The sequence below is a fragment of the Streptomyces sp. NPDC001858 genome, assembly GCF_053594615.1.
This window is the reverse complement of sequence record NZ_JBSFEV010000022.1, coordinates 69454-91657: the sequence shown is the minus strand read 5'-3', so window position 1 is coordinate 91657 and position 22204 is coordinate 69454. Positions and strand designations below refer to the sequence as shown.

Annotated in this window: 24 protein-coding genes; 16 read left to right on the top strand and 8 right to left on the bottom strand. The window is 72.8% G+C overall.

Annotated features, from left to right (window positions below; genetic code table 11):
* Nucleotides 1-87: 87 nt before the first annotated feature.
* The 6 genes from ACWCPF_RS27660 (at nt 88) to ACWCPF_RS27635 (ending at nt 4650) form a co-directional block, all read left to right on the top strand.
* The gene (locus ACWCPF_RS27660; RefSeq protein ID WP_451047808.1) at nt 88-714 is read left to right on the top strand and encodes a TetR/AcrR family transcriptional regulator; all 627 of its coding nucleotides are present in this window, start codon (nt 88-90) and stop codon (nt 712-714) included.
* A gap of 99 nt (nt 715-813) precedes the next feature.
* On the top strand, nt 814-1164 hold the full coding sequence (locus ACWCPF_RS27655; RefSeq protein WP_451047807.1) for a nuclear transport factor 2 family protein: 351 nt from the start codon (nt 814-816) through the stop codon (nt 1162-1164).
* The gene (locus ACWCPF_RS27650) at nt 1161-1541 is read left to right on the top strand and encodes a nuclear transport factor 2 family protein (protein ID WP_451047806.1); all 381 of its coding nucleotides are present in this window, start codon (nt 1161-1163) and stop codon (nt 1539-1541) included. Before ACWCPF_RS27655 ends, ACWCPF_RS27650 begins: the two co-directional genes overlap by 4 nt.
* Before the next feature lie 153 nt (nt 1542-1694).
* Entirely contained in the window at nt 1695-2015 is a 321-nt protein-coding gene (locus ACWCPF_RS27645) for an EthD family reductase (protein ID WP_451047805.1), read from the top strand.
* Nucleotides 2016-2065: 50 nt separating this feature from the next.
* Nucleotides 2066-3598 (top strand): class I adenylate-forming enzyme family protein, encoded by a 1533-nt coding sequence (locus ACWCPF_RS27640; RefSeq protein ID WP_451047804.1) that lies wholly within the window; start codon nt 2066-2068, stop codon nt 3596-3598.
* Nucleotides 3595-4650 (top strand): MBL fold metallo-hydrolase, encoded by a 1056-nt coding sequence (locus ACWCPF_RS27635; protein ID WP_451047803.1) that lies wholly within the window; start codon nt 3595-3597, stop codon nt 4648-4650. Before ACWCPF_RS27640 ends, ACWCPF_RS27635 begins: the two co-directional genes overlap by 4 nt.
* A 135-nt stretch (nt 4651-4785) precedes the next feature.
* Here ACWCPF_RS27635 and ACWCPF_RS27630 read toward each other — a convergent pair whose 3' ends face one another.
* From ACWCPF_RS27630 to ACWCPF_RS27620, 3 genes are all read right to left on the bottom strand, one after another.
* The gene (locus tag ACWCPF_RS27630; protein ID WP_451047802.1) at nt 4786-5535 is read right to left on the bottom strand and encodes an SDR family NAD(P)-dependent oxidoreductase; all 750 of its coding nucleotides are present in this window, start codon (nt 5533-5535) and stop codon (nt 4786-4788) included.
* Nucleotides 5536-5594: 59 nt separating this feature from the next.
* A complete protein-coding gene (locus ACWCPF_RS27625) occupies nt 5595-6398 on the bottom strand; it encodes an SDR family NAD(P)-dependent oxidoreductase (RefSeq protein ID WP_451047801.1) in 804 nt (267 codons plus the stop codon).
* 171 nt (nt 6399-6569) lie between these two features.
* On the bottom strand, nt 6570-7277 hold the full coding sequence (locus tag ACWCPF_RS27620; RefSeq protein ID WP_451047800.1) for a TetR family transcriptional regulator: 708 nt from the start codon (nt 7275-7277) through the stop codon (nt 6570-6572).
* A gap of 139 nt (nt 7278-7416) precedes the next feature.
* On the opposite strand from ACWCPF_RS27620, the gene ACWCPF_RS27615 reads away from it, so the two are divergent.
* Complete coding sequence (locus ACWCPF_RS27615) at nt 7417-8241, top strand: SDR family oxidoreductase (protein ID WP_451047799.1); 825 nt, start codon at nt 7417-7419, stop codon at nt 8239-8241.
* Between the two features lie 96 nt (nt 8242-8337).
* On the opposite strand, the gene mftG is transcribed toward ACWCPF_RS27615, so the two are convergent.
* Entirely contained in the window at nt 8338-9924 is a 1587-nt protein-coding gene (gene mftG, locus ACWCPF_RS27610) for a mycofactocin dehydrogenase MftG (RefSeq protein WP_451047798.1), read from the bottom strand.
* A 123-nt stretch (nt 9925-10047) separates the two neighbouring features.
* Here mftG and mftA point away from each other — a divergent pair, with 123 nt between their 5' ends.
* The 9 genes from mftA (at nt 10048) to ACWCPF_RS27565 (ending at nt 17726) form a co-directional block, all read left to right on the top strand.
* The gene (gene mftA / locus ACWCPF_RS27605; protein ID WP_451047797.1) at nt 10048-10194 is read left to right on the top strand and encodes a mycofactocin precursor MftA; all 147 of its coding nucleotides are present in this window, start codon (nt 10048-10050) and stop codon (nt 10192-10194) included.
* 10 nt (nt 10195-10204) lie between these two features.
* Complete coding sequence (mftB, locus tag ACWCPF_RS27600; RefSeq protein ID WP_451047796.1) at nt 10205-10480, top strand: mycofactocin biosynthesis chaperone MftB; 276 nt, start codon at nt 10205-10207, stop codon at nt 10478-10480.
* A complete protein-coding gene (mftC, locus tag ACWCPF_RS27595; RefSeq protein ID WP_451047795.1) occupies nt 10477-11697 on the top strand; it encodes a mycofactocin radical SAM maturase in 1221 nt (406 codons plus the stop codon). Before mftB ends, mftC begins: the two co-directional genes overlap by 4 nt.
* On the top strand, nt 11690-12922 hold the full coding sequence (gene mftD, locus ACWCPF_RS27590) for a pre-mycofactocin synthase MftD (RefSeq protein WP_451047794.1): 1233 nt from the start codon (nt 11690-11692) through the stop codon (nt 12920-12922). The genes mftC and mftD overlap by 8 nt, the downstream gene beginning before the upstream one ends.
* A gap of 2 nt (nt 12923-12924) precedes the next feature.
* A complete protein-coding gene (gene mftE / locus ACWCPF_RS27585) occupies nt 12925-13698 on the top strand; it encodes a mycofactocin biosynthesis peptidyl-dipeptidase MftE (RefSeq protein WP_451047793.1) in 774 nt (257 codons plus the stop codon).
* Entirely contained in the window at nt 13695-15080 is a 1386-nt protein-coding gene (gene mftF / locus ACWCPF_RS27580) for a mycofactocin biosynthesis glycosyltransferase MftF (protein ID WP_451047792.1), read from the top strand. Before mftE ends, mftF begins: the two co-directional genes overlap by 4 nt.
* Nucleotides 15081-15209: 129 nt before the next feature.
* Nucleotides 15210-16391 (top strand): hydroxylase, encoded by a 1182-nt coding sequence (locus ACWCPF_RS27575; RefSeq protein ID WP_451047791.1) that lies wholly within the window; start codon nt 15210-15212, stop codon nt 16389-16391.
* Complete coding sequence (locus ACWCPF_RS27570; RefSeq protein ID WP_451047790.1) at nt 16388-16963, top strand: flavin reductase family protein; 576 nt, start codon at nt 16388-16390, stop codon at nt 16961-16963. The genes ACWCPF_RS27575 and ACWCPF_RS27570 overlap by 4 nt, the downstream gene beginning before the upstream one ends.
* Nucleotides 16964-16985: 22 nt before the next feature.
* Nucleotides 16986-17726, top strand: a complete 741-nt coding sequence (locus ACWCPF_RS27565; RefSeq protein ID WP_451047789.1) for a hypothetical protein — start codon at nt 16986-16988, stop codon at nt 17724-17726.
* Between the two features lie 224 nt (nt 17727-17950).
* On the opposite strand, the gene ACWCPF_RS27560 is transcribed toward ACWCPF_RS27565, so the two are convergent.
* The 4 genes from ACWCPF_RS27560 to ACWCPF_RS27545 are packed head-to-tail and all read right to left on the bottom strand — an operon-like array spanning nt 17951 to nt 22160.
* On the bottom strand, nt 17951-18709 hold the full coding sequence (locus tag ACWCPF_RS27560; protein ID WP_451047788.1) for an SDR family NAD(P)-dependent oxidoreductase: 759 nt from the start codon (nt 18707-18709) through the stop codon (nt 17951-17953).
* A gap of 8 nt (nt 18710-18717) precedes the next feature.
* A complete protein-coding gene (locus ACWCPF_RS27555; protein WP_451047787.1) occupies nt 18718-19482 on the bottom strand; it encodes an SDR family NAD(P)-dependent oxidoreductase in 765 nt (254 codons plus the stop codon).
* A 25-nt stretch (nt 19483-19507) separates the two neighbouring features.
* Nucleotides 19508-20638, bottom strand: coding sequence for an acyl-CoA dehydrogenase family protein (locus ACWCPF_RS27550; RefSeq protein ID WP_451047786.1), 1131 nt, complete (start codon nt 20636-20638; stop codon nt 19508-19510).
* 43 nt (nt 20639-20681) lie between these two features.
* Complete coding sequence (locus ACWCPF_RS27545) at nt 20682-22160, bottom strand: aldehyde dehydrogenase family protein (RefSeq protein WP_451047785.1); 1479 nt, start codon at nt 22158-22160, stop codon at nt 20682-20684.
* Nucleotides 22161-22204: the final 44 nt, after the last annotated feature.

Sequence of the window (22204 nt, the reverse complement as noted above, 5' to 3'; positions counted from 1 at the left end):
TTCGATTCGTAGCCGACCTGAACTTGGGTCTACTCTCGGACGACCGGGGCGGCGGTCGGTGCCGACCGTGGAGGAGAGGGAGAGACGATGGCAAGGGCACGGATCGTGGATCCGGAGGAGGGGCCCAGGTCGAAGCGCGGCGCGATCCTCGTGGCCGCCGTGGAGCGGTTCGGGGAGGACGGCTACGAGAACACCAAGTGGTCCGAGGTGGCCGACCGGGTCGGCATCGGGCAGACCGCGCTGTACCACTACTTCGAGTCCAAGGCCCACTGCCTGCTCACCATCATGCGGCTGGAACTGCAGCGCTCCCACGACCAGTTCGTCGAGGCCACGGGCGGTGTGTCGGAACCGGTGGAGGAGCTGCGCGCCGCGGTCGGGGCCGCCTTCGCGGTCACCGACCAGGAGATCCGCCAGATGCGCATCCTCCAGGCCAACATGTCCCTGCTCGCCACCCCGCGGAAGTCCAAGCGCGAGGAGACCGAGCGGGTCGCGGCCCGTCAGCTGGTCCAGATGGTCGAGCGGGACTGGACGAGCCTGCTGATGCGCGGCATGGCGAAGGGCGCCTTCCCGGTCCGCGACGCGCACACGCTGGGCCTCGCCGTGCTCGGCATGATCGTCAGCGTCTGGCGCTGGTACCGCCCGACCGGAGCGATTCCGCTGGCGGAGATCGGCGACACGATAGAGGGATGCGTGGTGCGGATGGTCGCGGAATAGCCTCGGCCCCGCCTCTTGCCGGGGCGGGGCGGCCGTCTTACAGTCAAACTGAACTGAACTCAGGTTGTTTCATGTGGCGCTGAGGGAGAACGATCGGCAATGGTGATTCGCGAATACATGGCCAGAATGGACGACCAGGACCCGGAAAAGGCCCTGGAACTTCTGGAACCCGGATTCCGGTTCCTCATCGCCGTCCCGGGCGGCTTGCACAGCGGCACGTCCCGCGCGGACTTCGCCGACTACATCGCGGGGCGCAACGCCGTGGACCGCAGCCACGAGATCGTGCGCTACTCGGTCGACGGCGACGTCGAGACGGCGTACGGCTTCGTCGTCGACCGGGGTGCGACCTCCGGCGCGTTTCTGTCCGCCGCGCAGATCTCGCCCGCCGGGCTGATGGCCCGCTACCAGTCCTTCTTCACCCCCGAGTTCGACCTCGTGGACCGGCCGTGAGCGCGCCCGCCACCTCCGCCGCCCCGTTCCTGACCACCTGGTTCGGGATCCTGGACAGCCCCGACGCCGACCGCATCCTCGACCTGATCAGCGACGACTTCTCCTTCTCGATCCTGTTCTCCACCGGCGGCGACGCCGGCACCGACTTCCATGGCGGCCGGGCGGAGATGGAGGGCTACCTCGCCCAGCGCGAGGTGGGCGTGCGCACCCACCACCTGCTCACCGCGTCCACGGTCGGCCCGGACGAGCTGTACCTCGGCGAGGTGCGCAGAGCGGGCGTGCCGGAGGCGACCTTCGTGGCCTCGGTGCGGCTCGACGACCAGGGCCGGGTACGGCGGCTGCTGATCGGGCGCTCGCCCGCGGTCCTGTTCACCTGAGCGGACCCGCTCCCGACCGGGTCCGCTCCAGACCGGGTCCGATCCCGACCGGGTCCGATCCCGACCAGGCACGGCCCGGACCGGGCCCGATCCCGACCAGGCACGATCCCGACCAGGCACGATCCTGGGCATGCGCGATGCTGAGGAGGCGCGATGTACAACCTCGTCCTGCTGGCGGCCCGGCCGCCCGAGTGGACCCACGAACGGTTCATCGACTGGTGGCGCGGCGAACACGCCGAACTCACCCGCCACCTGCCCGGGCTCAGGTCCTGGCGGCACACCGACCTCGACGCGGCCCTCGAACCGCGCTCGGAGGGCTGGGACGGCCTCTCCGTCCTGAGCTTCGACACCGCCGAGGACCTGCGCAATGCGCTGCAGAGCCCCGAGTGGGCGGCCGCCGTCGCCCAGGTCGGCGACATGCGCGGCCGCCGGATCGCCGTCATGGGCGGCGAGCTGGAGATGTACGGCGGCTGAGCGCGGCAAGAGGTTCGGCAAAGAGGCTTCGCAAAGGGGCGAGGAAACGGATGCGACAGACAGTGCGGGAGTTCTACTACCGGTCCGAACAGGCCGACTTCACAGCCGTCGTCGACGATCACGGACGCCACGGCGCACGCGATCTCCTACAGCGGGCCACCGACCTGGCCGAGGCGATGACCCCGGAGGACACCACGGGCGGCACGGTGCTCCTCCAGGCCGACAACTCGTGGCGCACGGTCGCGGCCACCCTCGCCGTCGGGCTGACCGGCGGTGTCCTGGCCCTGGTCAACCGGCACACGACGCGTGCCGAGTTCGCCGCCGCGATGGAGGACATCCGGCCGGACGTCCTGATCGCCGAGCCGTCCGCGATCGAGGAGTGGGGCGGCGCCCCGGCGCTGCCCGGCGCCGTGACGGCCGAGGTCCTGGACGGCTGGACGGTCCGCGCCCGCCGCGGCCCGCGTGATGTCTCCCGCTGGTCCGGCGGCAGCGTCATCGGCCTCACCTCCGGCTCCACCGGACGCCCCAAGGGCGTCGTCCAGTCCGAGGACGCCCTGCGGTACGCGTGCTCGTGCACGATCGACGTCAACGGCCTGAGCGACGGGGACGCGGTGGCGGCCGTCGTCCCGCTCTCCTCGACCGCCGCCTACTGCTTCGGCGTCTGCCTCGCGCTCATGCTGGGCGGGCCGCTCGTCCTGTCCGGCCGCTGGGACCGCGAGGAGGCGCTCGCCCGGATGGCCGCCCAGGACGTCCGGTGGACCATGTGCGTGCCGACCATGGCCCTCCAGCTGGGCTCGGCCGCGGCCGGCTCGAAGGCGCTCGACGGGGTCCGCTCGATCACCGTCGGCGGCGGCCCCATGGACCATGGAGCCCTCGCCCGCGCCGAACGCTCCCTCGGGACGAAGATCCTGCGCGTCTTCGGCATGTCCGAGTGCCTCGGACACACCTCCCCCAGGCCCGAGGACCCCGAGGAGATCCGCCTCGGCCGCGACGGACGGCCCTTCCCCGGCACCGACCTCAGAGCTGTCGCCGCCGACGGAACCGTCCTGGGGCCCGGCGCGACCGGCCGTGCCCAGGTCCGCGGCCCGTCCCTCTTCCTCGGCTACGCCCGCGACGGCAAGGTCGAGCCGCCGGCCCTCACCCCGGACGGCTTCTTCCCCACCGGCGACCTGCTGGTCACCGGCGCGGACGGCACGGTGACCGTGATGGGCCGCGAGAAGGACGTCATCATCCGCGGCGGACGCAACCTCGACATCACCGAGATCGAACGCGCCGTCGCCGCCCACCCGGCGGTGGCCCGCGCCTGCGTGACCCCGGTACCGGACCCGCTCCTCGGCGAACGAGCCGCCGTACTCGTCGTGGTCGAGGACGGCAACGGTGAACTCGGCCTCGACGAGATCACCGCACACCTCGCCCGGACCGGCCTGTCCAAGGCCAAGTGGCCCGAATTCGCCTTCACCGTGGGCGAGTTGCCGCAGACGACCGTCGGCAAGCTCGACCGGTCGGGAGCCCGCAGGCTCGCCCACGACCTGTACGCGGTGCTCGCCGCACACCCCGAACAGCACCGGCAAGGAGATGCATGACCACCCCCACGACCCGCACCCCCCGTTTCGACCGCGGCAGTTGGGCGCAGCCCGGACCCGAGACCGTGCGGCCCGGCGTCCACCGCATCCCGCTGCCGCTGCCGGACGACGGACTGCGGGCCGTCAACGTCTACGCCCTGGAAGGGCTGACGGACGGGCTGGTCCTGATCGACGGCGGATGGTCGATCCCCGAGTCCCGCCAGGCACTTGAGGACGCGTTGAACGAACTCGGCCACGACCTCGGCGAGATCACCGATGTCCTGGTGACCCACATCCACCGCGACCACTACACCCAGGCCGTCGAACTGCGCAGGCTGCTGGGCTCCCGGGTCTACCTCGGCGCGGGCGAGCGCACCGGCCTGGAACTCCTGGGCGAGCTGCGCACGGACGAGCCGACCGGTTCGCTGCGGACACTGCGCCGGGCCGGGGCCCACGAACTCGCCGAGCGGGTCGCCGCGATGTACGACGGCGACTTCGACGCCACCGTCTGGGAGGCGCCGGACCGCTGGCTGAACGCGGAGGAACTCCACTTCGGCGACACGCGGTTGACGGTCGTGCCGACGCCCGGACACACCCAGGGGCATGTCGTGTACCTCGACCGGGCGCGCGGGCTGCTGTTCTCCGGGGATCACGTGCTGCCGCACATCACCCCCTCCATCGGCTTCGAACTCGGCGGCCCCGCCCTGCCGTTGGGCGACTACCTGGACTCGCTGCACCTGATGACCACCCTCGCCGACGCGAGCCTGCTGCCCGCGCACGGCCCGGTCGGCGACAGCGTGCACGCACGGGTCGGGGAGCTCCTGGCCCACCACGACGAGCGGCTCGCCGAGACGCTGACCGCCCTCGGCGGCCGCACGCGCACCGCACATGAGGTGGCGGGGGATCTGGGATGGACCCGGCGCAGGGTCGCCTTCGCGGACCTCGGGCCCTTCGACCAGATGCTCGCCGTCAACGAGACGGCGGCGCACCTGGACGTGCTGGTGGCCCGTGGACGGGCCGGCTGCACACAGATCGACGGAGTCGACCGGTACACGGCCCCGACGGCCGGCTGAGCGCTCAGCGCTCCGCCGGTTGTGCCGCGATGTGCGGTCGTTTTGCTGCGGCGCCGTCGTGGCTGGTCGCGCAGTTCCCCGCGCCCCTGAAGGGGCGCTGCCGGACCGCAGCTTTGAACCTGCGGCCCGGCGGTCTCAGCGGGCCGTCCAGCCTCCGTCTACGTACAGCTCGGAGCCGGTCATGAAGCTTGCGTCGTCGGAGGCGAGGAAGGCCACGGCGGCGGCCGCCTCCTCGGGCGTGCCGAGCCGGCCGAGCGGCGTGCCCTCGAGCATCGCCGTCAACCGGGGTGTGTCGCGCCAGAGTTCGCGCGACCGGGGCGTCTCGACGAAGCCGGGGTGCAGGGAGTTCACCCGGACCCCGCGCCGCGCCCAGTGCAGCGCGGCGTTCTTGGTCATCAGCCGCACCGCGCCCTTGGCCGCGTGGTAGGAGAACTGGGCGCCGAAGCCGCCGACCGTGCCGAAGATCGACGCGACGTTGACGATCGAGCCGCCCCCGGAGCGCTCGATGGACGGACCGGCGTGCTTCATGCCGAGCCACACACCGGTCTGGGTGACCCCCAGGACCTGGTCCCAGGACTCCATGGTCTCGGTCTCGACCGTGTGCATCGTGGCGATGCCGGCGTTGTTGACCAGCACGGACAGCTCTCCCAGCGCGGCGGTCGCGGTGGCGACGACCTCGCGCCACGCCTCCTCGTCCGAGACGTCCAGCGCCAGCCCCAGGGCCCCGCCGCCGACCTCCTCCGCGAGCTTCGCGCAGCGGTCGGCGTCGAGGTCGGTCACCACGACCGCCGCGCCCTCGGCCGCGAGCCGTCGTACGACGGCGTCGCCGATGCCTCCCGTGGCACCGGTCACCAGCGCGGTCTTCCCGGTCAGCCTCGACTGCATGGAGTCCCCTCCTCGTTGACGGTGTAACGGTGTGGCGGTCTCGCGGCCCCCGGTGGTCCTCAGTCCCGTACGCCGAGCCAGGCGAGGGCCCCGCCGTCGATCACGTACGACGATCCGGTGATGAACGCGGCGTCGTCGGAGGCCAGGAAGCACGCGAGCCGCGCGACCTCCTGCGGGCGTCCGAGCCGTTCCACCAACTGCGGTGCGGTCAGCTCGTGTTCCATGGCGGCACGGTCGGGGGCGGCGGCGAAGAAGTCCTGGGCGAGCGGTGTGTCGATGACGCCGGGACAGAAGCAGTTGCAGCGCACCGGGGCCAGATCGACCGCCGTGACCTTGGTCAGATGGATGACGCCGGCCTTGGTGACCCCGTAGGCGGGTGCGTTGGGGAAGCCGGTGAGGCCGGAGACGGACGCGGTGTTGACGATGGCGGGCCCGCGTCGCGAGCGCCGCAGATGGGGTGCGGCGAACTTGGTCGTCAGCCACACCGCCTTGAGGTTGACCTCGTAGACCGCGTCCCACACCTCCTCGGACAGCGAGTCGACGCCGCGGTCCGGTTCGGCCGTGAACGCGGTCTCGATCACGCCCGCGTTGTTGACCAGGACGTCGAGTCCCTCGAAGCGCTCCGCGCTCCGCGCGACCATGGCGGCGATGCTGTCGCGATCGCGCAGATCGCAGACGATGGCCTCGGCCCGCGCCCCGGCGGCGCGCACCAGCTCGGCGGTCTCGGCGGCGGTCTTCTCGTTCCGGTCGGCGACGGCCACCGCGGACGCGCCCTGCCGGGCCATCTCCACGGCGATCGCCTGTCCGATGCCTTGTCCCGCACCCGTGACGAGCACGGTCTTGCCGTCCACGGAACCCATCATGAGTCTCCTCCCGAGTGCGCGTCGCGATACCTGAACTGAATTAGCTTCATTTCCGTAGAGTCTAGATTCGCGAGGCGCGGGCGACAAGGCTGGGGGCGGAGACTGAACCCGGTTGAAGGGGAAGCACGGGGGTCGGCCCGCGGTGCGCCGCAGCGCCCCGCAGGCCCTTCGTCACCGATCGGCGGGGACGGACTCCCAGCCGGCCTCGGGGTCGAGCGGCAGCTCGGGCCGGTCGCGCTTGAAGGCCTCGGCCAGTTCCTCGACCCTCGGCAGGGCGTGGTCGGGCGCACCGAAGCCACGGAACAGGGTCGCGCAGTACTCGCGGGCCAGGAACGCGGCGTCCCAGTCCCCGTCCGGGTTCACCCACTGGTAGGTGTGGTTGTGCAGGTTGAGGAACTGCAGGGTGGCCAGGCGCGGCGGCATCGTACGGAAGACGCCCTGCTCGACGGCCTCCGTGAGCAGCCCCGAGATCAACTGCTCGAAGTCGGCCCGCTGGCCCAGCAGGGTCTTCAGCTCGGTGCCGCTCAGACTGCGGTAGTCGTGCTCGTAGACCCAGATGTGGTCGAGCCTGCGGAAGATGATGGTCAGCAGTGACTCGGACAGCAGGCGCAGCCGCAGCAGGGGATCCGCGTCGAGCTCGGTGATCTGCCGGGTCCGGGACAGCAGCGGCCCCATCACGCGGGACTGGATCTCGACGAGCAGGTTCTCCTTGGAGCCGATGTAGTAGTACAGGGCCCCCTTGGCGAGCCCGACCGCGCGGCCCAGGTCGTTGATGGACGTCGCCGCGTATCCCTGCTGGGCGAACAACGACGCCGCGATGTCGATGATCTTCTGGCGTCTGACCTCGAAGCCCGGTCCGTGGCCCGGCGGTCGTGGCATGAGCTCTCTCCCCGCTTGACGTGACGACGTATCGATTAAAGCCGACTTCGCGGGCCGCGGGGCGTCCGGGGAGGCCCTCCTTCGCCGCCGACCGCGAGACACTCGTCCTGTGACGGGTGTCTCCAGTGAGGAGTGACGCATGACCACGGTAGGGATCGCCACGGGTGCCGGGCACGGGACGGGGGAGGCATGCGCGAGGCGCCTCGCCGACATGGTGGACGTGCTGGTGCTCACCGACCGCAACGACGCGGTCGCCGCCGCCGTCGCTAAGGACTTGTCCGGCGCGGGCACGAGGGCCGTGGCCGAGCCGTTCGGCATGGACGTCACCGACCCGGAGGACTTCGCCCGGCTGGCCGAGCGGGTCAGGGAACTCGGCACGCTGCGCGCCGTCGCGCACGCCGAGAGCGTCGCGCCGGAGGAGGCCGACTGGCGCAGGATCATCGAGGTCGACTTCGTCTCGACCGTGCTGCTCGCCGCGGAGCTCGGCCCGCTGGCCACCGCCGGCACGGCCTTCGTGTACACCGCGTCGGTCTCCCCGTTGATCGCGCACATCGACCCCGCCCCGGAGGTCGCGGCCGTCCTGGACGACTCGGCGCGGGAGGGATTCCTCGACCGTCTCCGGGCCGCCATCGGTCCGGCGGTCGAGGACCCCGCCTGGGCGTACCCTTGGGCGACGTACGGTGTGCAGCGGTTCGCCCGCGCCGAGGCGGTGCGCCTCGGGCCGGTGGGCGCCCGCGTGTGCTCCCTGTCGCCCGGCGCCATCGACACCCCGCAGACGCGGCGGGAGGCGGCACGCAACGAGTCGGTGCGACAGCTCATCCGACGCACGCCGCTGGGCCGCACCGGACGGTGCGACGAGGTCGCCGCCGTCGCCGCGTTCCTGCTGTCGGACGAGGCGAGCTATCTGACCGGTGTCGACATCGTCGTCGACGGCGGCCTGTGCGCCGCCGTGCAGGACGGGTGACGACGTAGCCGCCCAGGGGCGACGCGGCGGCACCGGCGGCCGGCTACGGGGACCCGGCCACCGGCGGACGACAGCGCCGCCTCCGACCGGACCGGTTCAGGCCACGCCGCGGCGCATGGCGTCGGCGACGACCTCGCCGACCAGGACGGCGGTGGCCGCCGGGCCCCGCAGCGGGGGCGTGGGCAGGATCGACGTGTCCGCGACCCGCAGTCCCGCGACCCCGTGCACCCTGCCGTAGGAGTCGACGGCGGCCCGCGGATCGTCGGCGGGGCCCATCGGCACGGTGCCGCAGGTGTGGTGGGACGTGCCGAGCCGCCCGAGGATCCATCGGTCGAGCAGACGGTCGTCGTCCAGCACCTGTGGCACCGGTTCCGTGAGCCCGGCGGAGAGCTCCGCGAAGTCGCCGGTGCCGGTCAACTCGGCGGTGACACGGACCGCTTCGCGCAGGCGCCGCCGGTCCCGCGCGGTCGACAGATAGCCGTAGTCGAGGCGCGGAGGCAGCGCGGGATCGGCGGAGAGGGTGCGCATCCGGCCGGTCAGCCGCGGGGTGTGGACGGAGACGAGGAACGCGAGGGGCGCCAGAGGCGCGCCGGGAATCGACACCCTCCCGCTGGTCAGAGCGGCCGACGGGACGAGGGACTGCAGGATCTCCAGATCGCCTCCAGGGTGACCCCCGTGCGAGGAGGGCAGATGCAGGACGCCGCCGAGCCACGAGCCCGAGGGCTCCGGCACGGGCCGCCGGGGCGCCCACTCCAGGACCACCTGCGGGTGGTCGCCGAACCGGGCGCCGACGGCGGGAGCGTCCCGGACGACGGGGACGCCGAGGGCCTCCAGCTCGCGGCGCGGCCCGATCCCCGACAGCCGTAGCAGGTGAGGGGAGCGCAACGCGCCCGCGCTGAGCACGATCTCGCCGCCGCGGACCACCGCGCGGCGTCCGTCGCGCTCCACCAGCACCCCGACCGCACGGCCGCGCTCGACGACGACCCTGAGGACCGTACTGTCGCCCTCCACCCGGAGGTTGGGACGGTCCAGCGCGCCCAGCAGGTAGCCGATACCGGTGTTGACGCGCACGCCGTCCACGGCATTGGACGGCACGGGCCCGAATCCGGGCGGGTCCTGGGCGTTCTTGTCCGGCTCCTCGGGAAAGCCCAGTCGGCGGGCGGCCGCCCGGAACGCGACGGCGGCCGGGTGCCGCAGCTCCGTGCGGCGCACGCGTACCGGACCGCGGTGACCGTGCAGCGCATCGGCGCCGTGGTCCAGGTCGGTCTCCAGAGCGCGCAGGAACGGCAGCGCCCGCGCGTACGACCAGGCGGGACCGCCCACGGCCGCCCAGCGGTCGAAGTCCTCCCGCCGGGCCCGCACGAAGTACCCGCCGTTCACGGTCGTCGAGCCGCCGAGCCCGTGCCCCCGGACGACCGTGTACGGACGCGTCGGCGTGAGATGCACGGCGTACGGCCGCACGGCCGGGTGTCCCGGCTGCGCGCCCGGGACGAGCCGTGCGTCCAGCAACCCGGGAGCGAACGCCGACGGGTGCCGCGGCACCGGACCCGCCTCCAGTACCAGGACCGTGCGGCCCGGGTCCTCGCTGAGCCGGGCCGCGAGCGCGGCGCCACTGCCCCCGGCGCCCACCACGACGACGTCCGGGGAGCGGGCCCGGCCGCGCCCGTGCTCGGTCTGCTCCATGGGGCAGGGATTCAACACACGGTGACCGCACCGCGCAACGGCCCGTTCCACTGGCCGGGACCGGGGCACCCGCCCGGCCTGCCGGTGACCTACCGTCGGTCGCCGATGCCGAGGGAGAGTCGCATGAACGAGCTCCGCACCGCCCTGTCCGCAAAGGCCGTCGCCGACACGGAGTCCGAGGCCGATCGGGTCGCGGACATGGCCCCGCTGATCGAAGCCGAGGATCTCCTGGAGGAGATCTCCATCGACGGCATGTGCGGCGTCTACTAGGCGCCGCCGCATGATCGAGATGGACCTCGACCGCGCCTGGGGCCTGCATCCGCAGGTCTCGGTGCGGCCGGAACCCTTCGGCGCGCTGCTGTACCACTTCGGTACCCGCAGGCTCTCGTTCCTCAAGGACCGGCGGCTCCTGGCCGTCGTCCAGGCCCTCGCCCACGAGCCCACCGCTCGTGCCGCCTGCCGGGCCGCGGGGCTGCGCGAGGACGAACTGCCTCGCTACGGCCGGGCCCTGGCCGTCCTCGTCCAGTCGTCGATGGTCGTCGGAAGGACCCCATGAGCGCCCGCCTGACCGGTACGCCACGGCTGGTCGACCTGTTCGAGCAGGGGCTCGACGCGCCGATCTGCCTCACCTGGGAACTCACCTACGCCTGCAACCTCGCCTGCACGCACTGCCTGTCCAGCTCCGGCCGCCGCGACCCGCGCGAACTGAGCACCGCCGAGGCCAAGGCCGTCATCGACGAACTGCAGGCCATGCAGGTCTTCTACGTCAACATCGGAGGCGGCGAGCCCACCGTCCGCGCGGACTTCTGGGAACTCCTGGACTACGCCACCGCACACCACGTGGGCGTGAAGTTCTCCACGAACGGCGTCCGGATCACCACCGAAGCCGCCGAGCGCCTCGCCCGCAACGACTACGTCGACGTCCAGATCTCCCTCGACGGCGCCACCCCCGAGGTCAACGACGCCGTACGCGGGGCGGGTTCCTACGCGACGGCGCTGCGGGCGCTGGAGAACCTGGCTGCCGCGGGGATGCGGAACTTCAAGATCTCCGTGGTCTGCACCCGGCACAACATCCCCCAGCTCGACGCCTTCAAGGCGCTCGCCGACCGCTACGGCGCCCGGCTCCGCCTGACCCGGCTGCGCCCCTCCGGGCGCGGCGCCGACGTCTGGGACGAACTGCATCCCACCGCGGCGCAGCAACGCGAGCTGTACGACTGGCTGTCGGCCCACGGCGACGACGTGCTGACCGGCGACTCCTTCTTCCACCTCGCCGCCTACGGACAGCCGCTGCCCGGCCTCAACCTGTGCGGCGCCGGACGCGTCGTGTGCCTGATCGACCCGGTCGGCGACGTCTACGCCTGTCCGTTCGCGATCCACGACGACTTCCTCGCCGGGAACGTCCGCGAGCCGGGCGGCTTCCGCGGCGTCTGGCGCGACGCCGAACTGTTCGCCCGGCTGCGCGCCCCGCAGCACGGCGGCGCCTGCGCGTCCTGCGCGTTCTACGACACCTGCAAGGGCGGCTGCATGGCCGCCAAGTTCTTCACCGGGCTCCCGCTGGACGGCCCCGACCCCGAGTGCGTCCAGGGCCACGGCGAGCGGGAGCTGGCCCGACGCGACCGGACCCGGGCGCCGAGACCCTCCGGCGACCACTCGCGGCGCGCCCCCGTGGACCTCGTCCTCACCCGGCGTCCCCCGGTGCGCGCCTGCGACGAGAACCCGCTGGCCGGGCCGGACCGCACACCCACCGCGAGCAAGGACACGGCACATGCCTAGGAACCCCTGGTTCGAGACCGTCGCCGAAGCACAGCGGCGGGCCCGCAGGCGGCTGCCCCGATCGGTGTACGGCGCGCTCGTCGCCGGCTCGGAGCGCGGCCGCACGCTCGACGCCAACCTCGCCGCCTTCGCGGAACTCGGCTTCGCCCCCCGGGTCGTGGGCCACCACGCGGACCGGGACCTGTCCACGACCGTGCTCGGCGTGCCCACCGCGCTGCCCGTGCTGATCTCGCCGACCGGCGTGCAGGCCGTCGACCCCGAGGGCGAGGTCGCCGTCGCCCGCGCCGCCGCGAGCCGGGGCGTCGTCATGGGCCTCAGCTCGTTCGCGAGCCGCAGCGTCGAGGACGTCGCCGCCACCGGGGCCGACGTCTTCTTCCAGCTGTACTGGAGCGGCGCCCGCGAGACCATGGTGCAGCGCATGGACCGGGCCAGGGCCGCCGGCGCCAAGGCGCTCATCGTCACCCTCGACTGGTCCTTCTCCCACGGCCGCGACTGGGGCAGCCCCGCCGTCCCCGAGCGCCTCGACCTCAAGGCCGCGCTGCGGTTCGCCCCCGATGTACTGACCAGGCCCGGCTGGTTGTGGAAGTACGCCAGGTCCGGCCGCCTCCCCGACCTGACCGTGCCCAACCTGAGCACGCCCGGCAGCCCGGCCCCCACCTTCTTCGGCGCCTACGGCGAGTGGATGCAGACCACGCCGCCCACCTGGGCGGACGTCGAATGGCTGCGAGCGGAGTGGGGCGGCCCCTTCCTCCTCAAGGGCGTGACCCGGGTGGACGACGCCAAGCGGGCGGTCGACGCCGGGGTGTCGGCGTTGTCCGTGTCCAACCACGGAGGGAACAACCTGGACACCACCCCGGCCACCGTCCGGGTGCTGCCGTCCATCGTGGAAGCGGTCGGCGACCAGGTCGAAGTCCTGCTGGACGGCGGTGTCCGCCGCGGCGGCGACGTGGCCAAGGCGCTCGCCCTGGGCGCCCGCGCGGTCCTCATCGGCCGGGCCTACCTGTGGGGCCTCGCGGCGAACGGACAGGCCGGCGTCGAGAACGTGCTGGACATCCTGCGCGGCGGACTCGACTCGGCAGTCCTGGGCCTCGGCCACTCCTCCGTCCACGAACTGGGGCCCACGGACCTGGCGATACCCCCGGGCTTCCCGCTGACCCTGGGCGGCGCGGACGTGCCGACCGCTCCCGCGACGACCCCGGCCGGGGTCGGGGCACCGGTCGGCTGAGCATGCCGCCAGAGACCGCGTTCCGAGTGCTGGCCGACACGGTCTGGCCGGCCGTGCCGTCCGGCGCGCTCGTCCTGGTTCCGGTGGGGTCCACCGAACAGCACGGACCCCATCTGCCGCTCGACACCGACACCGTCGTCGCCCAGGCCGTCGCGCGGCGCACCGCCGACGCCCTCGCCGCCGGACCCCACGGCCCGCCGTCGGTCGCGCCGCCCGTCGGCTACGGCGCGAGCGGCGAACACGCGCACTTCCCGGGGACCGTCTCGATCGGGCACGAGGCGCTGCGCGCGGTGATCGTCGAACTGGCCCGCTCGCTGTCCCTGTGGGCGGGCCGCGTCGTGTTCGTCAACGGCCACGGCGGCAACACGGCCGCCCTCGACTCGGCCGTCGGTCAGCTGCGCGCCGAGGGCCACGACCTCGCCTGGACCGGCTGCGCGGTGCCCGGCGGCGACGCGCACGCCGGCCGCACCGAGACCTCGCTGATGCTGCACCTGGCGCCCGAGCGGGTACGACTCGCCGGCGCGACCGCCGGTGACACCCGACCGCTCGCCGTCCTCCTGCCGGACCTGATGACGCTCGGCGTCCGCGCGGTCTCGCCCACCGGCGTGCTCGGCGATCCCGCCGGGGCCTCCGCCGAGGAGGGACGCCGGGCGATGGACGCGACGGTGTCCACGACGGTCCGCCGGATCACCCGGTGGACCGTCGACGCCCGCGGCCGCCTCGCCGAACCCGGCCGCCCGCCCGGCGCATCCGGGTCCACGGACGTACGCCCGTGACGCTTCCCGTCGGCTCCGTGGTCGAGTTCGACCGGCACACCCGGGTGCTCGACGGCGGCCGGGCCCTCCTCGGCGGCTTCCCGACCCGGCTGCTGAAGCTGACCCCCAGGGCGCGCGGACTGCTCGCCGGCCGGACGCTCCCGGTGCGGGACGCGGCGAGCGCGCTCCTCGCCGACCGGCTCCTCGACACCGGCATGGCCCATCCCGTCGTCGCCTCGCTCCCCGCGCCCGCCGACCCCCGGTACACGGTCGTCGTACCGGTCCGCGACCGGGCCCGCCCACTGGACCGGCTGCTGGGCAGCATCGGCACGGACACCCCCGTGATCGTGGTCGACGACGCCTCCCGGCACCCGGCGGCCGTCGCCGCCGTCGCCGCCCGCCACGGCGCCCACCTCGTCGCCCTGCCCGCCAACCTCGGACCCGCCGGCGCGCGCAACGCCGGGCTGCGCCTGGTCACCACGCCGTACGTGGTGTTCGCCGACTCCGACATCGTGCTCGACCCGGACACGGTCCCCACCCTGCTCCGGCACTTCGCCGATCCCCGGGTCGCCCTGGCCGTCCCCCGCATCACCGGCCTGTCCGCCGCCGCCACGACCTGGATCGAACGGTACGAGAACTCCCGGTCCTCCCTCGACCTCGGCGCCCACCCGGCCGCGGTGCGCCCCGGCACCCCCGTCTCGTGGGCGTCCTCGGCCTGCGTCGTGGCACGGGTCGACGCGCTGGCCGACGGCTTCGACGAGCGCATGCGCGTCGGCGAGGACGTCGACCTGTGCTGGCGGCTGATCGCGGCGGGACGGCGCATCCGCTACGAGCCCACCGTCCGGGCCGCCCACGAACACCGTGTGCGCGTGGGGGACTGGCTGCTGCGCAAGGCCGTCTACGGCACCGGCGCCCAGCCCCTCGCCGAGCGGCACCCCGACTGCATCGCACCCGCCGTCCTCGCCCCGTGGAGCGCGGCGTTCGCCGCCGCACTGCTCGCCCAGCGGCGCTGGTCGACGCCGGTGGCGGGGGCCGTCCTCGGCGTCGTCGCCGTACGCATCGGCCGCAAGCTCGACGGGACCCGGCACCCCGGCCGGCTGGCCGTGCGGCTCACCGCTGACGGCGCGCTGGGCACCCTCACGCAGACCTCCGCACTGCTGACCCGCCACTGGTGGCCGCTCACCGCCGTCGGCTGCACGCTGTCCCGCCGGGTGCGCCGGGCCGCGGCGGTCGCCGCCCTGGCCGACATCGCACTCGAGTACCGGCGTGATCAAGCCACCCTCGACCCCCTGCGCTACGGCATCGCCCGCCGCCTCGACGACCTCTCCTACGGCGTCGGCGTATGGCTCTCCGCCCTGCGGGGGCGCTCCGCCGCCGCACTGCGCCCCCGCGTCACGCGCTGACGCCGGCGCCCAGTCCCGGTCAGCGGAAAGCGCCCAGCGGGCGCCCGTCCCGGGCCCCGAGACTGAGGTCATCGCGCCGCCGGCGACGCGCGGCGCAGGCGAGGGACCAGTCACCAGGAGGTGTGCGGAGTGACGCATGAAGTGGTCGGCCGTGTCGAGGAGTCGGGCGCCGAACTGGCCGCGCTCGCCGACGAGAACGAGACACTCGGCAAGCTGAGCGACCGGACCGTCGAACTGCTCCGTTCCGCAGGGGTCGTACGGCTGCTGCAGCCCAAGGAGTTCGGCGGGTTCGGCGCTCACCCCCGGGACTTCGCGGAAGCCGTGATGGAGGTGGCGCGGCACGACGGGGCCGCCGGCTGGGTGTGCGGCGTCGTCGGAGTCCACCCGTGGGAGCTGGCCCAGCTGGACCCGCGCCTCGCCCACGAGGTCTGGGACGACGACCCCGACACCTGGATCGCCTCGCCGTACATGCCCAACGGCATCGCCGAACCGGTGGACGGCGGTTACCTGCTCAGCGGACGCTGGCCCTTCTCCTCGGGCAGCGACCACTGCGGCTGGGACTTCCTCGGCGCCCTCCTAGGCGACGGCAAGGGCAGACCGGCGGGGCCGATCACCGTGCTGCACGTCGTGCTGCCCCGCTCGGACTACGAGATCATCGACGGCACCTGGGACGTCGTCGGACTGTCCGGCACCGGCAGCAAGGACGTCGTCGTCGACAAGGCGTTCGTCCCCGAGTACCGCACGATCAGACAGGAAGCGGTCCAGGAGGGCACCGCGGCGGAGGCGGTCGGACTCACCGACACCCTGTACAAACTGCCGTTCAGCTCGATGTTCCCGCTCGGGATCACCGCGGCGGTCGTCGGCATCTGCGAGGGCGCCCTCGCCCTGCACCTGGCCCAGCAGAAGGAACGGGTCGCCGTGACCGGCGTCCAGGTGCGCGACGACCCGTACGTCCTCTACGCCGCCGGCGAGGCCGCGGCCGAGATCTCCGCCTCCCGGGTGCAACTCCTCGACGGCATCAGCCGGTTGTACGACCAGGTCGACGCGGGAAAGCCGATCAGCCTGGAGGACCGGGCCGACGTCCGGCGCAATCAGGTCCGTTGCGCCTGGCGGGCCGTCGCCGCCCTGGACGAGATCTTCGCCCGCTCCGGCGGCAACGCGATCCGCAAGGGCAACCCGATCCAGCGGTACTGGCGGGACGCGCATGTCGGACTCCAGCACATGATCCATGTGCCGGGCTCCGCCTACCACGCGAACGCGCTGGCCGCGATGGGCCTCGAACTGCCCGAACCGATGCGCATCCTGATATGAGCGAGCGCGCGACGCCCTCCCGGACGGCGGACGCGGACGTGCATGCGCACGCGCATGTGATCGACGGGCGACGGTTCCGCGAAGTCCTGGGCAACTTCCCCACCAGCGTGGTCGCGATCACCACCGTGGACGGCGAGGCACGGCCGCACGGCATGGTCGTCGGCACCTTCACCTCGGTGTCGCTCGACCCGCCCCTGGTGTCCTTCCTCGCCGACCGCTCCTCCACGACCCTGCGGACGATCAGGGCCGCGGGCCGCTTCTGCGCCAACGCGCTCGCGGGCAACCAGGAGCGCCTGTCCCGGCAGTTGGCGACCGGTCCGGCCGGGCAGCGGTTCGAGGGCGCCGCCTGGAGCGCTTCCGCGCTGGGCACCCCCGTACTCGACGGAGTGGTCGCGTGGGTCGACTGCACGGTGGAGCAGTCCGTCGAGATCGGTGACCACCTGTTGGTCGTGGGACGGGTCCACGACCTCCGCGTCGAATCCCTGAAAACCCCGTTGCTGTTCTTCCGGGGCGGATACGGCGACTACCTCGCGAGCGCGACGCTCGTGCTGGACCGGCTTGTCGGATGGTAATCAGCTCAAAAGGGGAGCCGCAATGAAGAACGACCTCCATATAAGACTGCAGAGAATATCGGCGTGGTGTGGCGTCATCCTCTTCGTGGGATTCCTCGTCGCCTACTCCGTCGGCCATCTCATTCCGCCGATGAGCCCGACGGAGAGCCCGGACGACGTCGTCGCCTTCCTCAAGGACCATCGCACGGGGATCCTCACCTGCGTCGCCCTGATGGTGCTGCTCGTCCCGTTCGAGTACCCGTACGTCGTCGTGACGAGCATGCAGCTGCGCCGGGTGGAGGGCGGCTGGGGGTTGCTGTCCATGATCCAGCTCACCACGGGCGTGGTGGCCCCGATCGGGTTCTTCTTCCCGCTCGCGATCCTCGCCGCCGCGGCCTACCGACCGGAGGCCCACTCCGTCGACGTCCTGACCGCGATGGTCGACACGTTCTGGCTCATGTTCGTGGGCAACGCCTGCATATTCGTCCTCCAGGTCTGGTCGATCGGCTACGCCGCGTTCATCGACCACACCCGGGACAAGCCGCTCTTCCCGCGCTGGTACGGCTGGCTCAGCGTGGTGCTGGGCGTGACGCTCATCCCGGGCGCCTTCGTCTTCCTCAACCAGAGCGGGCCGCTCGCCTGGAACGGACTTCTCGCCAACATCGTCCCCTCGATCGCGTACGCCCTGTGGAAGATCGCCACGCCGTACGTGCTGCTGAAGGCGATCACGAACGAGGAGCAGGAACTCGCCGAGAAGCCGGAGAACGAACCGGTGACCGTGTAGCACGGGCCGACACCCTGCGGCTAGGGCCTGTCCGGCCGATCATGCCCCAGACGCGGGGTCTGGCACGCACTCCCCCAGAGGGGGTGCCCCCAGCGGCGTTGTCGTCGGTTGCCGACGCTCCGCGTCGACGCCCTCCTCCGCCTTGCAGTTGCGCGCACCAGACCCCGCTCACCCGTGTTCCAAAGCCCCGGCGGTTTCCTGTGACTTGATCGGCCGGACAGGCCCTAGACGGAGAGCGCGAAGCCGCCCGTCACGCGCAGGGTCTCGCCGGTGACGAAGGACGCCTTCGACGAGACCAGATACAGCAGCGCCTCGACGATGTCCTGTTCCCGGCCCTCCTGCCGCAGGATCTGCTCCCCGAGGACCCGCTCGGCCTCGGCCGGGGACAGCTGGTCCCGTACGGCGTCGGTGAAGATCAGGCCGGGCGCGATCGCGTTGACCCTGATGCCGTCGGCGGCGAACTCGCGAGCCAAGGACACCGTCAGGCCTCGCACGGCGAGCTTGGACACGCCGTAGACGCTCCGGTTCGCGTAGGCCGCCGCCGACGAGATGTTGACGATGGAGGCGCCGGCCCGGCCCTTCATCGCCTCCCGGGCCGCCAGCGAGCAGATGACGACGCCCATGACGTTGACGTCGAACACCCGCCGCACGGCGGTCAGGCCGAGTTCGGCGAACGGCCTGTGGTACGCGGCGTGCAGGCCGGCGTTGTTGACCAGGACGTCGAGTCCGCCGTGGCGGTCGACGACCTCGCGCACGACCGCGTCGACCGCGGCCTCGTCGGCCACGTCACAGGCGACTCCGCTCGCGCTGCGGCCCTTGGCGGTGAGCTCCGCCGCCGCCTCGGTCGCGGCGGCGCCGTCGATGTCGGCGAGCACGACGTGCGCGCCGAGGGCCGACAGGGCGTCGCCGAACGCCTTGCCGAAGCCTCGGCCGCCGCCGGTGACGAGGGCGACCTTGCCCCGGTGCTCTGCGGTGTCGGGCATGGTGAACCTCACTTCGGTCCGAAGCGCTGGCCGGCGTCGAGGCGCAGGCACTGGCCGTTCAGCATGGGGTTGTCGACGACGGCCAGGGCCAGCTTGGCGTACTCCTCGGGCCGGCCCAGCCGTCGTGGGAACGCGGCGTCCTTCACCAGCGCGGCCCGCGTCTCGGCGGGGATCTTCTCGGTGGCGCCCGTCTCGAACAGGCTGGGCGCGATGGCCACGACGCGGATGCCGAGCGAGCCGAGGTCGCGGGCCATGGTGAGACTCATCCCGGCGATCGCCGCCTTGGCCGCCGAGTACGCGACCTGGCCGATCTGCCCCTCGAAGGCGGCGATCGAGGACGTGTTGACGATGACGCCCCGCTCGCCGTCGGGCTCCTCGGGCTCGTTGCGGCTCATGTGCGCGGCGGCCAGCCGGCTGATGTTGAAGGTGGCGACGGCGTTCAGGTCGAGCACCCGGCGGAAGGTCTCCAGGTCGTGCGGCCCGTCCTTGCCGAGCGTGCGCCGCACGCTGCCGCCGCCCGCCGTCGTGACCGCCACATGCAGCCCGCCGAGAGCGTCGACGGCGGCGTCCAGCGCGCTCGCCGTCGCCTCGAAGTCGGTCACGTCGACGGGGTGGAAGCTCCCGCCGAACGCGGCGGCCGCCTCCTTCCCCGCCGATGCCGGACGGTCGAGCACGGCGACGTCGGCGCCGCGGGCCGCGAGCAGCTCGGCGGTGGCCCGGCCCATGCCGGAGGCGCCGCCGAACACGACGGCCTTCTTGCCCTTGATCTCCATCGGGAACCTTTCGGATCTGTTCTGCTCAGGCGGATGCGGGCACGGGCACCGGTCGCAGGAGAGCGCACAGCCGGTCGCGGTGTACGGCGGCGTCCCCGTACAGCACGCTGTCGGCCCGCGCGCGGCGCAGGTGGAGGTGGAGGTCGTGCTCCCAGGTGAAGCCGATCCCGCCGTGCAGCTGGAGCGCCCGGCCCGCGACCTCAACGGCCCCGGCCGAGACGTACGAGGCGGCGGCGCAGGACGCCGGGGCGGCGTCGTCGGCGCGGGCGTCGGCCGCCATCGCCGCGTGGTGCGTGGCGGCGCGGGAGGCGTGGACGAGCAGCGCCATGTCGGCGCACGCGTGCTTGACGGCCTGGAAGGCTCCGATCGGCCGCCCGAACTGCACCCGGGCGCAGGTGTGCTCGACCGTGAGTTCCAACAGGCGCTCCATCACCCCGAGCGCGTCGGCGCACCGCAGCAGCGACGCCTCGTCGAGCAGCCGCTGGATCTCGGCGGGTCCGCAGTCCAGGCGGCGCTCACGCGGGACGCGTACCCCCGTCAGCCGGACCTCGTGGAACGAGCGGGTCGGGTCGAGGACGCGTTGCCGCCGGACCGCGACCCCCGGGGCCTCGCGGTCGACGAGAAACGACGCCGGGACGCCGTCGTGGAGTGCGGTGACGAGCAGCCGGCGGGCGCCGCCGGCGTCCTGCACGGCCGTCTTCACCCCGTCGAGGACGAACGCGTCGCCGTCGGCGCGGGCGGTGGACCGGACGCCGTCGAGTGCCCACGGGAGGCGGGGTTCGGCGAAGGCCCAGGTGGCCCACTCCGCTCCGGCCGCGAGTGCGGGCAGCACCTCGGCCCGCAGCCGGGGCGGCCCCCAGGCGGCGAGCGCCCGGCCGACGATCGCGGTGGGCACGAACGGGGCCCGCCCGAGCGCCCGCCCGATCTCCTGTGCGACGAGCGCGAGTTCCACGACTCCCTGGCCGGTGCCGCCGTACGCCTCGGGCACGGCCAGTCCGGGCCACCCGAGGTCCGACATCAGCCGCCACAGGTCGGGGTCGACGTCCTGGTCACCGTCCAGCCACGCCCGGACGCGCTCGATCGGGGCCCGGTCCGCCAGCAGGGCGCGCGACGCCTCGCGCAGCATGGCCTGCTCCTCGCTGAGCTCGAAGTCCATCACGGCAAAGTGTCCTCTTTTCAGGGCATGGTCGGCGTGCGCCTCAGCGGGCCGCCCAGCTGACCGTCTTGGTCTGCAGATACTCGTCGAGCCCGAACGCGCCCCACTCCCGGCCGAGTCCGCTCTGTTTGTATCCGCCGAACGCGGCCCGGGGACTCACCCCGGCGCTGCCGCCGTTGATGGTGACGCTCCCGGCCCGGACCCGGGCGGCGATCTCGTACGCGGCCACGGTGTCGGCGCTCCACACGGCGCCGGCGAGACCGTAGGGGCTGTCGTTGGCGAGCCGCACCGCCTCCTCGTCCGTGCGGAACGGGATGACGACGCCGACGGGCCCGAAGAACTCCGTGCGCGCGACGGTCATCTCGTTGGTGACGTCGACGAACAGGGCCGGTTCGAGGAAGTGCCCCCGGTCGAGACCGGCCGGCCGCCCGCCGCCGCAGACCAGACGCGCCCCTTCCTCCTCGCCGACGCGGATCAGCTTCTCGACCTTGTCCCGCTGCGCCTCGCTGATCAGCGGGCCCATGGTGGTGGCCGGATCGGCCGGGTCGCCCACCTTGACCCGGGCGAGGCCCTCGACCAGCCGGGCGACCAGTTCGTCGTGGACGGACTCGTGCACCAGCGTGCGGGTCAGCAGGGAACAGCCCTGGCCGGCGTGGGTGGTGATGCCCGCCAGCGCGGACCGCACGGCGCCGTCGAGGTCGGCGTCGGCGCGGACGACGGCGGCCGACTTGCCGCCGAGTTCGAGGACCACCTTCTTCAGCGAGGCCGCGGCCTGGGCGTAGACCGCGCGCCCGACCGTGTCCGAGCCGGTGAAGCTCACCAGGTCCACCATGGGGTGGGTGGTCAGCTCGCGTCCGGCCTCGATGTCGCCGGTCACGATGTTCAGCACGCCCGGCGGCAGCCCGGCGGCGTCGGCGAAGTCGCCGATCAGCAAGGACTCCAGCGGAGTGGCGGGCGCCGGTTTCAGCACGGCCGTGCAGCCGGCCGCCAGGGCCGGGATCACCTTCATCATGCTGAGGAAGAAGGGGAAGTTGTAGGCGGAGATCAGGGCGCACACACCGAACGCCTCGCGACGCAGCACCCCTTGGGAGATGCCGATGCCGGGCGCGACCGTCGGGTCCATCGGGCGCTCCCAGGCGAAGGCCGGCATCACCCGCTCGGCCATGTCGCGCAGCTGCGCCACCGGAACCCGGGTCTGCAGGCTCTCCGCGAGCGGCCGGACCGACCCCGCCTCGGCGATGTTGACGGTGACGAGGTCAGGGAGGCGGCGCTCCATCTCTTCGGCCATGCGCAACAGCACCGCCGCCCGCTCGGCGGGCCTCATCCGGGGCCACGGACCCTCGTCGAAGGCCCGGCGCGCGGCTTCGACAGCGCGTCGCACATCGGTGAGGGAGGACTGGGGCACCTCCGCGATCGCTTCCTCCGTCGCGGGATTGCGCACGACGAGAGACGCATCCGAATCGCCGTCCGTGCGGCGCCCGTCGATGTAGAGCTGTGAGGAGAACGAGTAGGCCGTCGTCATGACATTGAGTGTACTTAATTGCAAGTGGGAGGGAAGAGGGGTGC

Bases quoted from the DNA above. Each gene is read 5' to 3' on its own strand.
- ACWCPF_RS27645 (WP_451047805.1), top strand. From the start codon at position 1,695: ATGTACAACCTCGTCCTGCTGGCGGCCCGGCCGCCCGAGTGGACCCAC.
- mftA (WP_451047797.1), top strand. From the start codon at position 10,048: ATGAACGAGCTCCGCACCGCCCTGTCCGCAAAGGCCGTCGCCGACACG.
- ACWCPF_RS27565 (WP_451047789.1), top strand. From the start codon at position 16,986: ATGAAGAACGACCTCCATATAAGACTGCAGAGAATATCGGCGTGGTGT.
- ACWCPF_RS27630 (WP_451047802.1), bottom strand. From the start codon at position 5,535: ATGCAGTCGAGGCTGACCGGGAAGACCGCGCTGGTGACCGGTGCCACG.
- ACWCPF_RS27625 (WP_451047801.1), bottom strand. From the start codon at position 6,398: ATGATGGGTTCCGTGGACGGCAAGACCGTGCTCGTCACGGGTGCGGGA.
- ACWCPF_RS27550 (WP_451047786.1), bottom strand. From the start codon at position 20,638: ATGGACTTCGAGCTCAGCGAGGAGCAGGCCATGCTGCGCGAGGCGTCG.
- ACWCPF_RS27560 (WP_451047788.1), bottom strand. From the start codon at position 18,709: ATGCCCGACACCGCAGAGCACCGGGGCAAGGTCGCCCTCGTCACCGGC.
- ACWCPF_RS27660 (WP_451047808.1), top strand. From the start codon at position 88: ATGGCAAGGGCACGGATCGTGGATCCGGAGGAGGGGCCCAGGTCGAAG.
- ACWCPF_RS27620 (WP_451047800.1), bottom strand. From the start codon at position 7,277: ATGCCACGACCGCCGGGCCACGGACCGGGCTTCGAGGTCAGACGCCAG.
- mftD (WP_451047794.1), top strand. From the start codon at position 11,690: ATGCCTAGGAACCCCTGGTTCGAGACCGTCGCCGAAGCACAGCGGCGG.
- ACWCPF_RS27615 (WP_451047799.1), top strand. From the start codon at position 7,417: ATGACCACGGTAGGGATCGCCACGGGTGCCGGGCACGGGACGGGGGAG.
- ACWCPF_RS27570 (WP_451047790.1), top strand. From the start codon at position 16,388: ATGAGCGAGCGCGCGACGCCCTCCCGGACGGCGGACGCGGACGTGCAT.
- ACWCPF_RS27555 (WP_451047787.1), bottom strand. From the start codon at position 19,482: ATGGAGATCAAGGGCAAGAAGGCCGTCGTGTTCGGCGGCGCCTCCGGC.
- mftC (WP_451047795.1), top strand. From the start codon at position 10,477: ATGAGCGCCCGCCTGACCGGTACGCCACGGCTGGTCGACCTGTTCGAG.
- ACWCPF_RS27635 (WP_451047803.1), top strand. From the start codon at position 3,595: ATGACCACCCCCACGACCCGCACCCCCCGTTTCGACCGCGGCAGTTGG.
- mftE (WP_451047793.1), top strand. From the start codon at position 12,925: ATGCCGCCAGAGACCGCGTTCCGAGTGCTGGCCGACACGGTCTGGCCG.
- ACWCPF_RS27640 (WP_451047804.1), top strand. From the start codon at position 2,066: ATGCGACAGACAGTGCGGGAGTTCTACTACCGGTCCGAACAGGCCGAC.
- mftG (WP_451047798.1), bottom strand. From the start codon at position 9,924: ATGGAGCAGACCGAGCACGGGCGCGGCCGGGCCCGCTCCCCGGACGTC.
- mftB (WP_451047796.1), top strand. From the start codon at position 10,205: ATGATCGAGATGGACCTCGACCGCGCCTGGGGCCTGCATCCGCAGGTC.
- ACWCPF_RS27545 (WP_451047785.1), bottom strand. From the start codon at position 22,160: ATGACGACGGCCTACTCGTTCTCCTCACAGCTCTACATCGACGGGCGC.
- ACWCPF_RS27655 (WP_451047807.1), top strand. From the start codon at position 814: ATGGTGATTCGCGAATACATGGCCAGAATGGACGACCAGGACCCGGAA.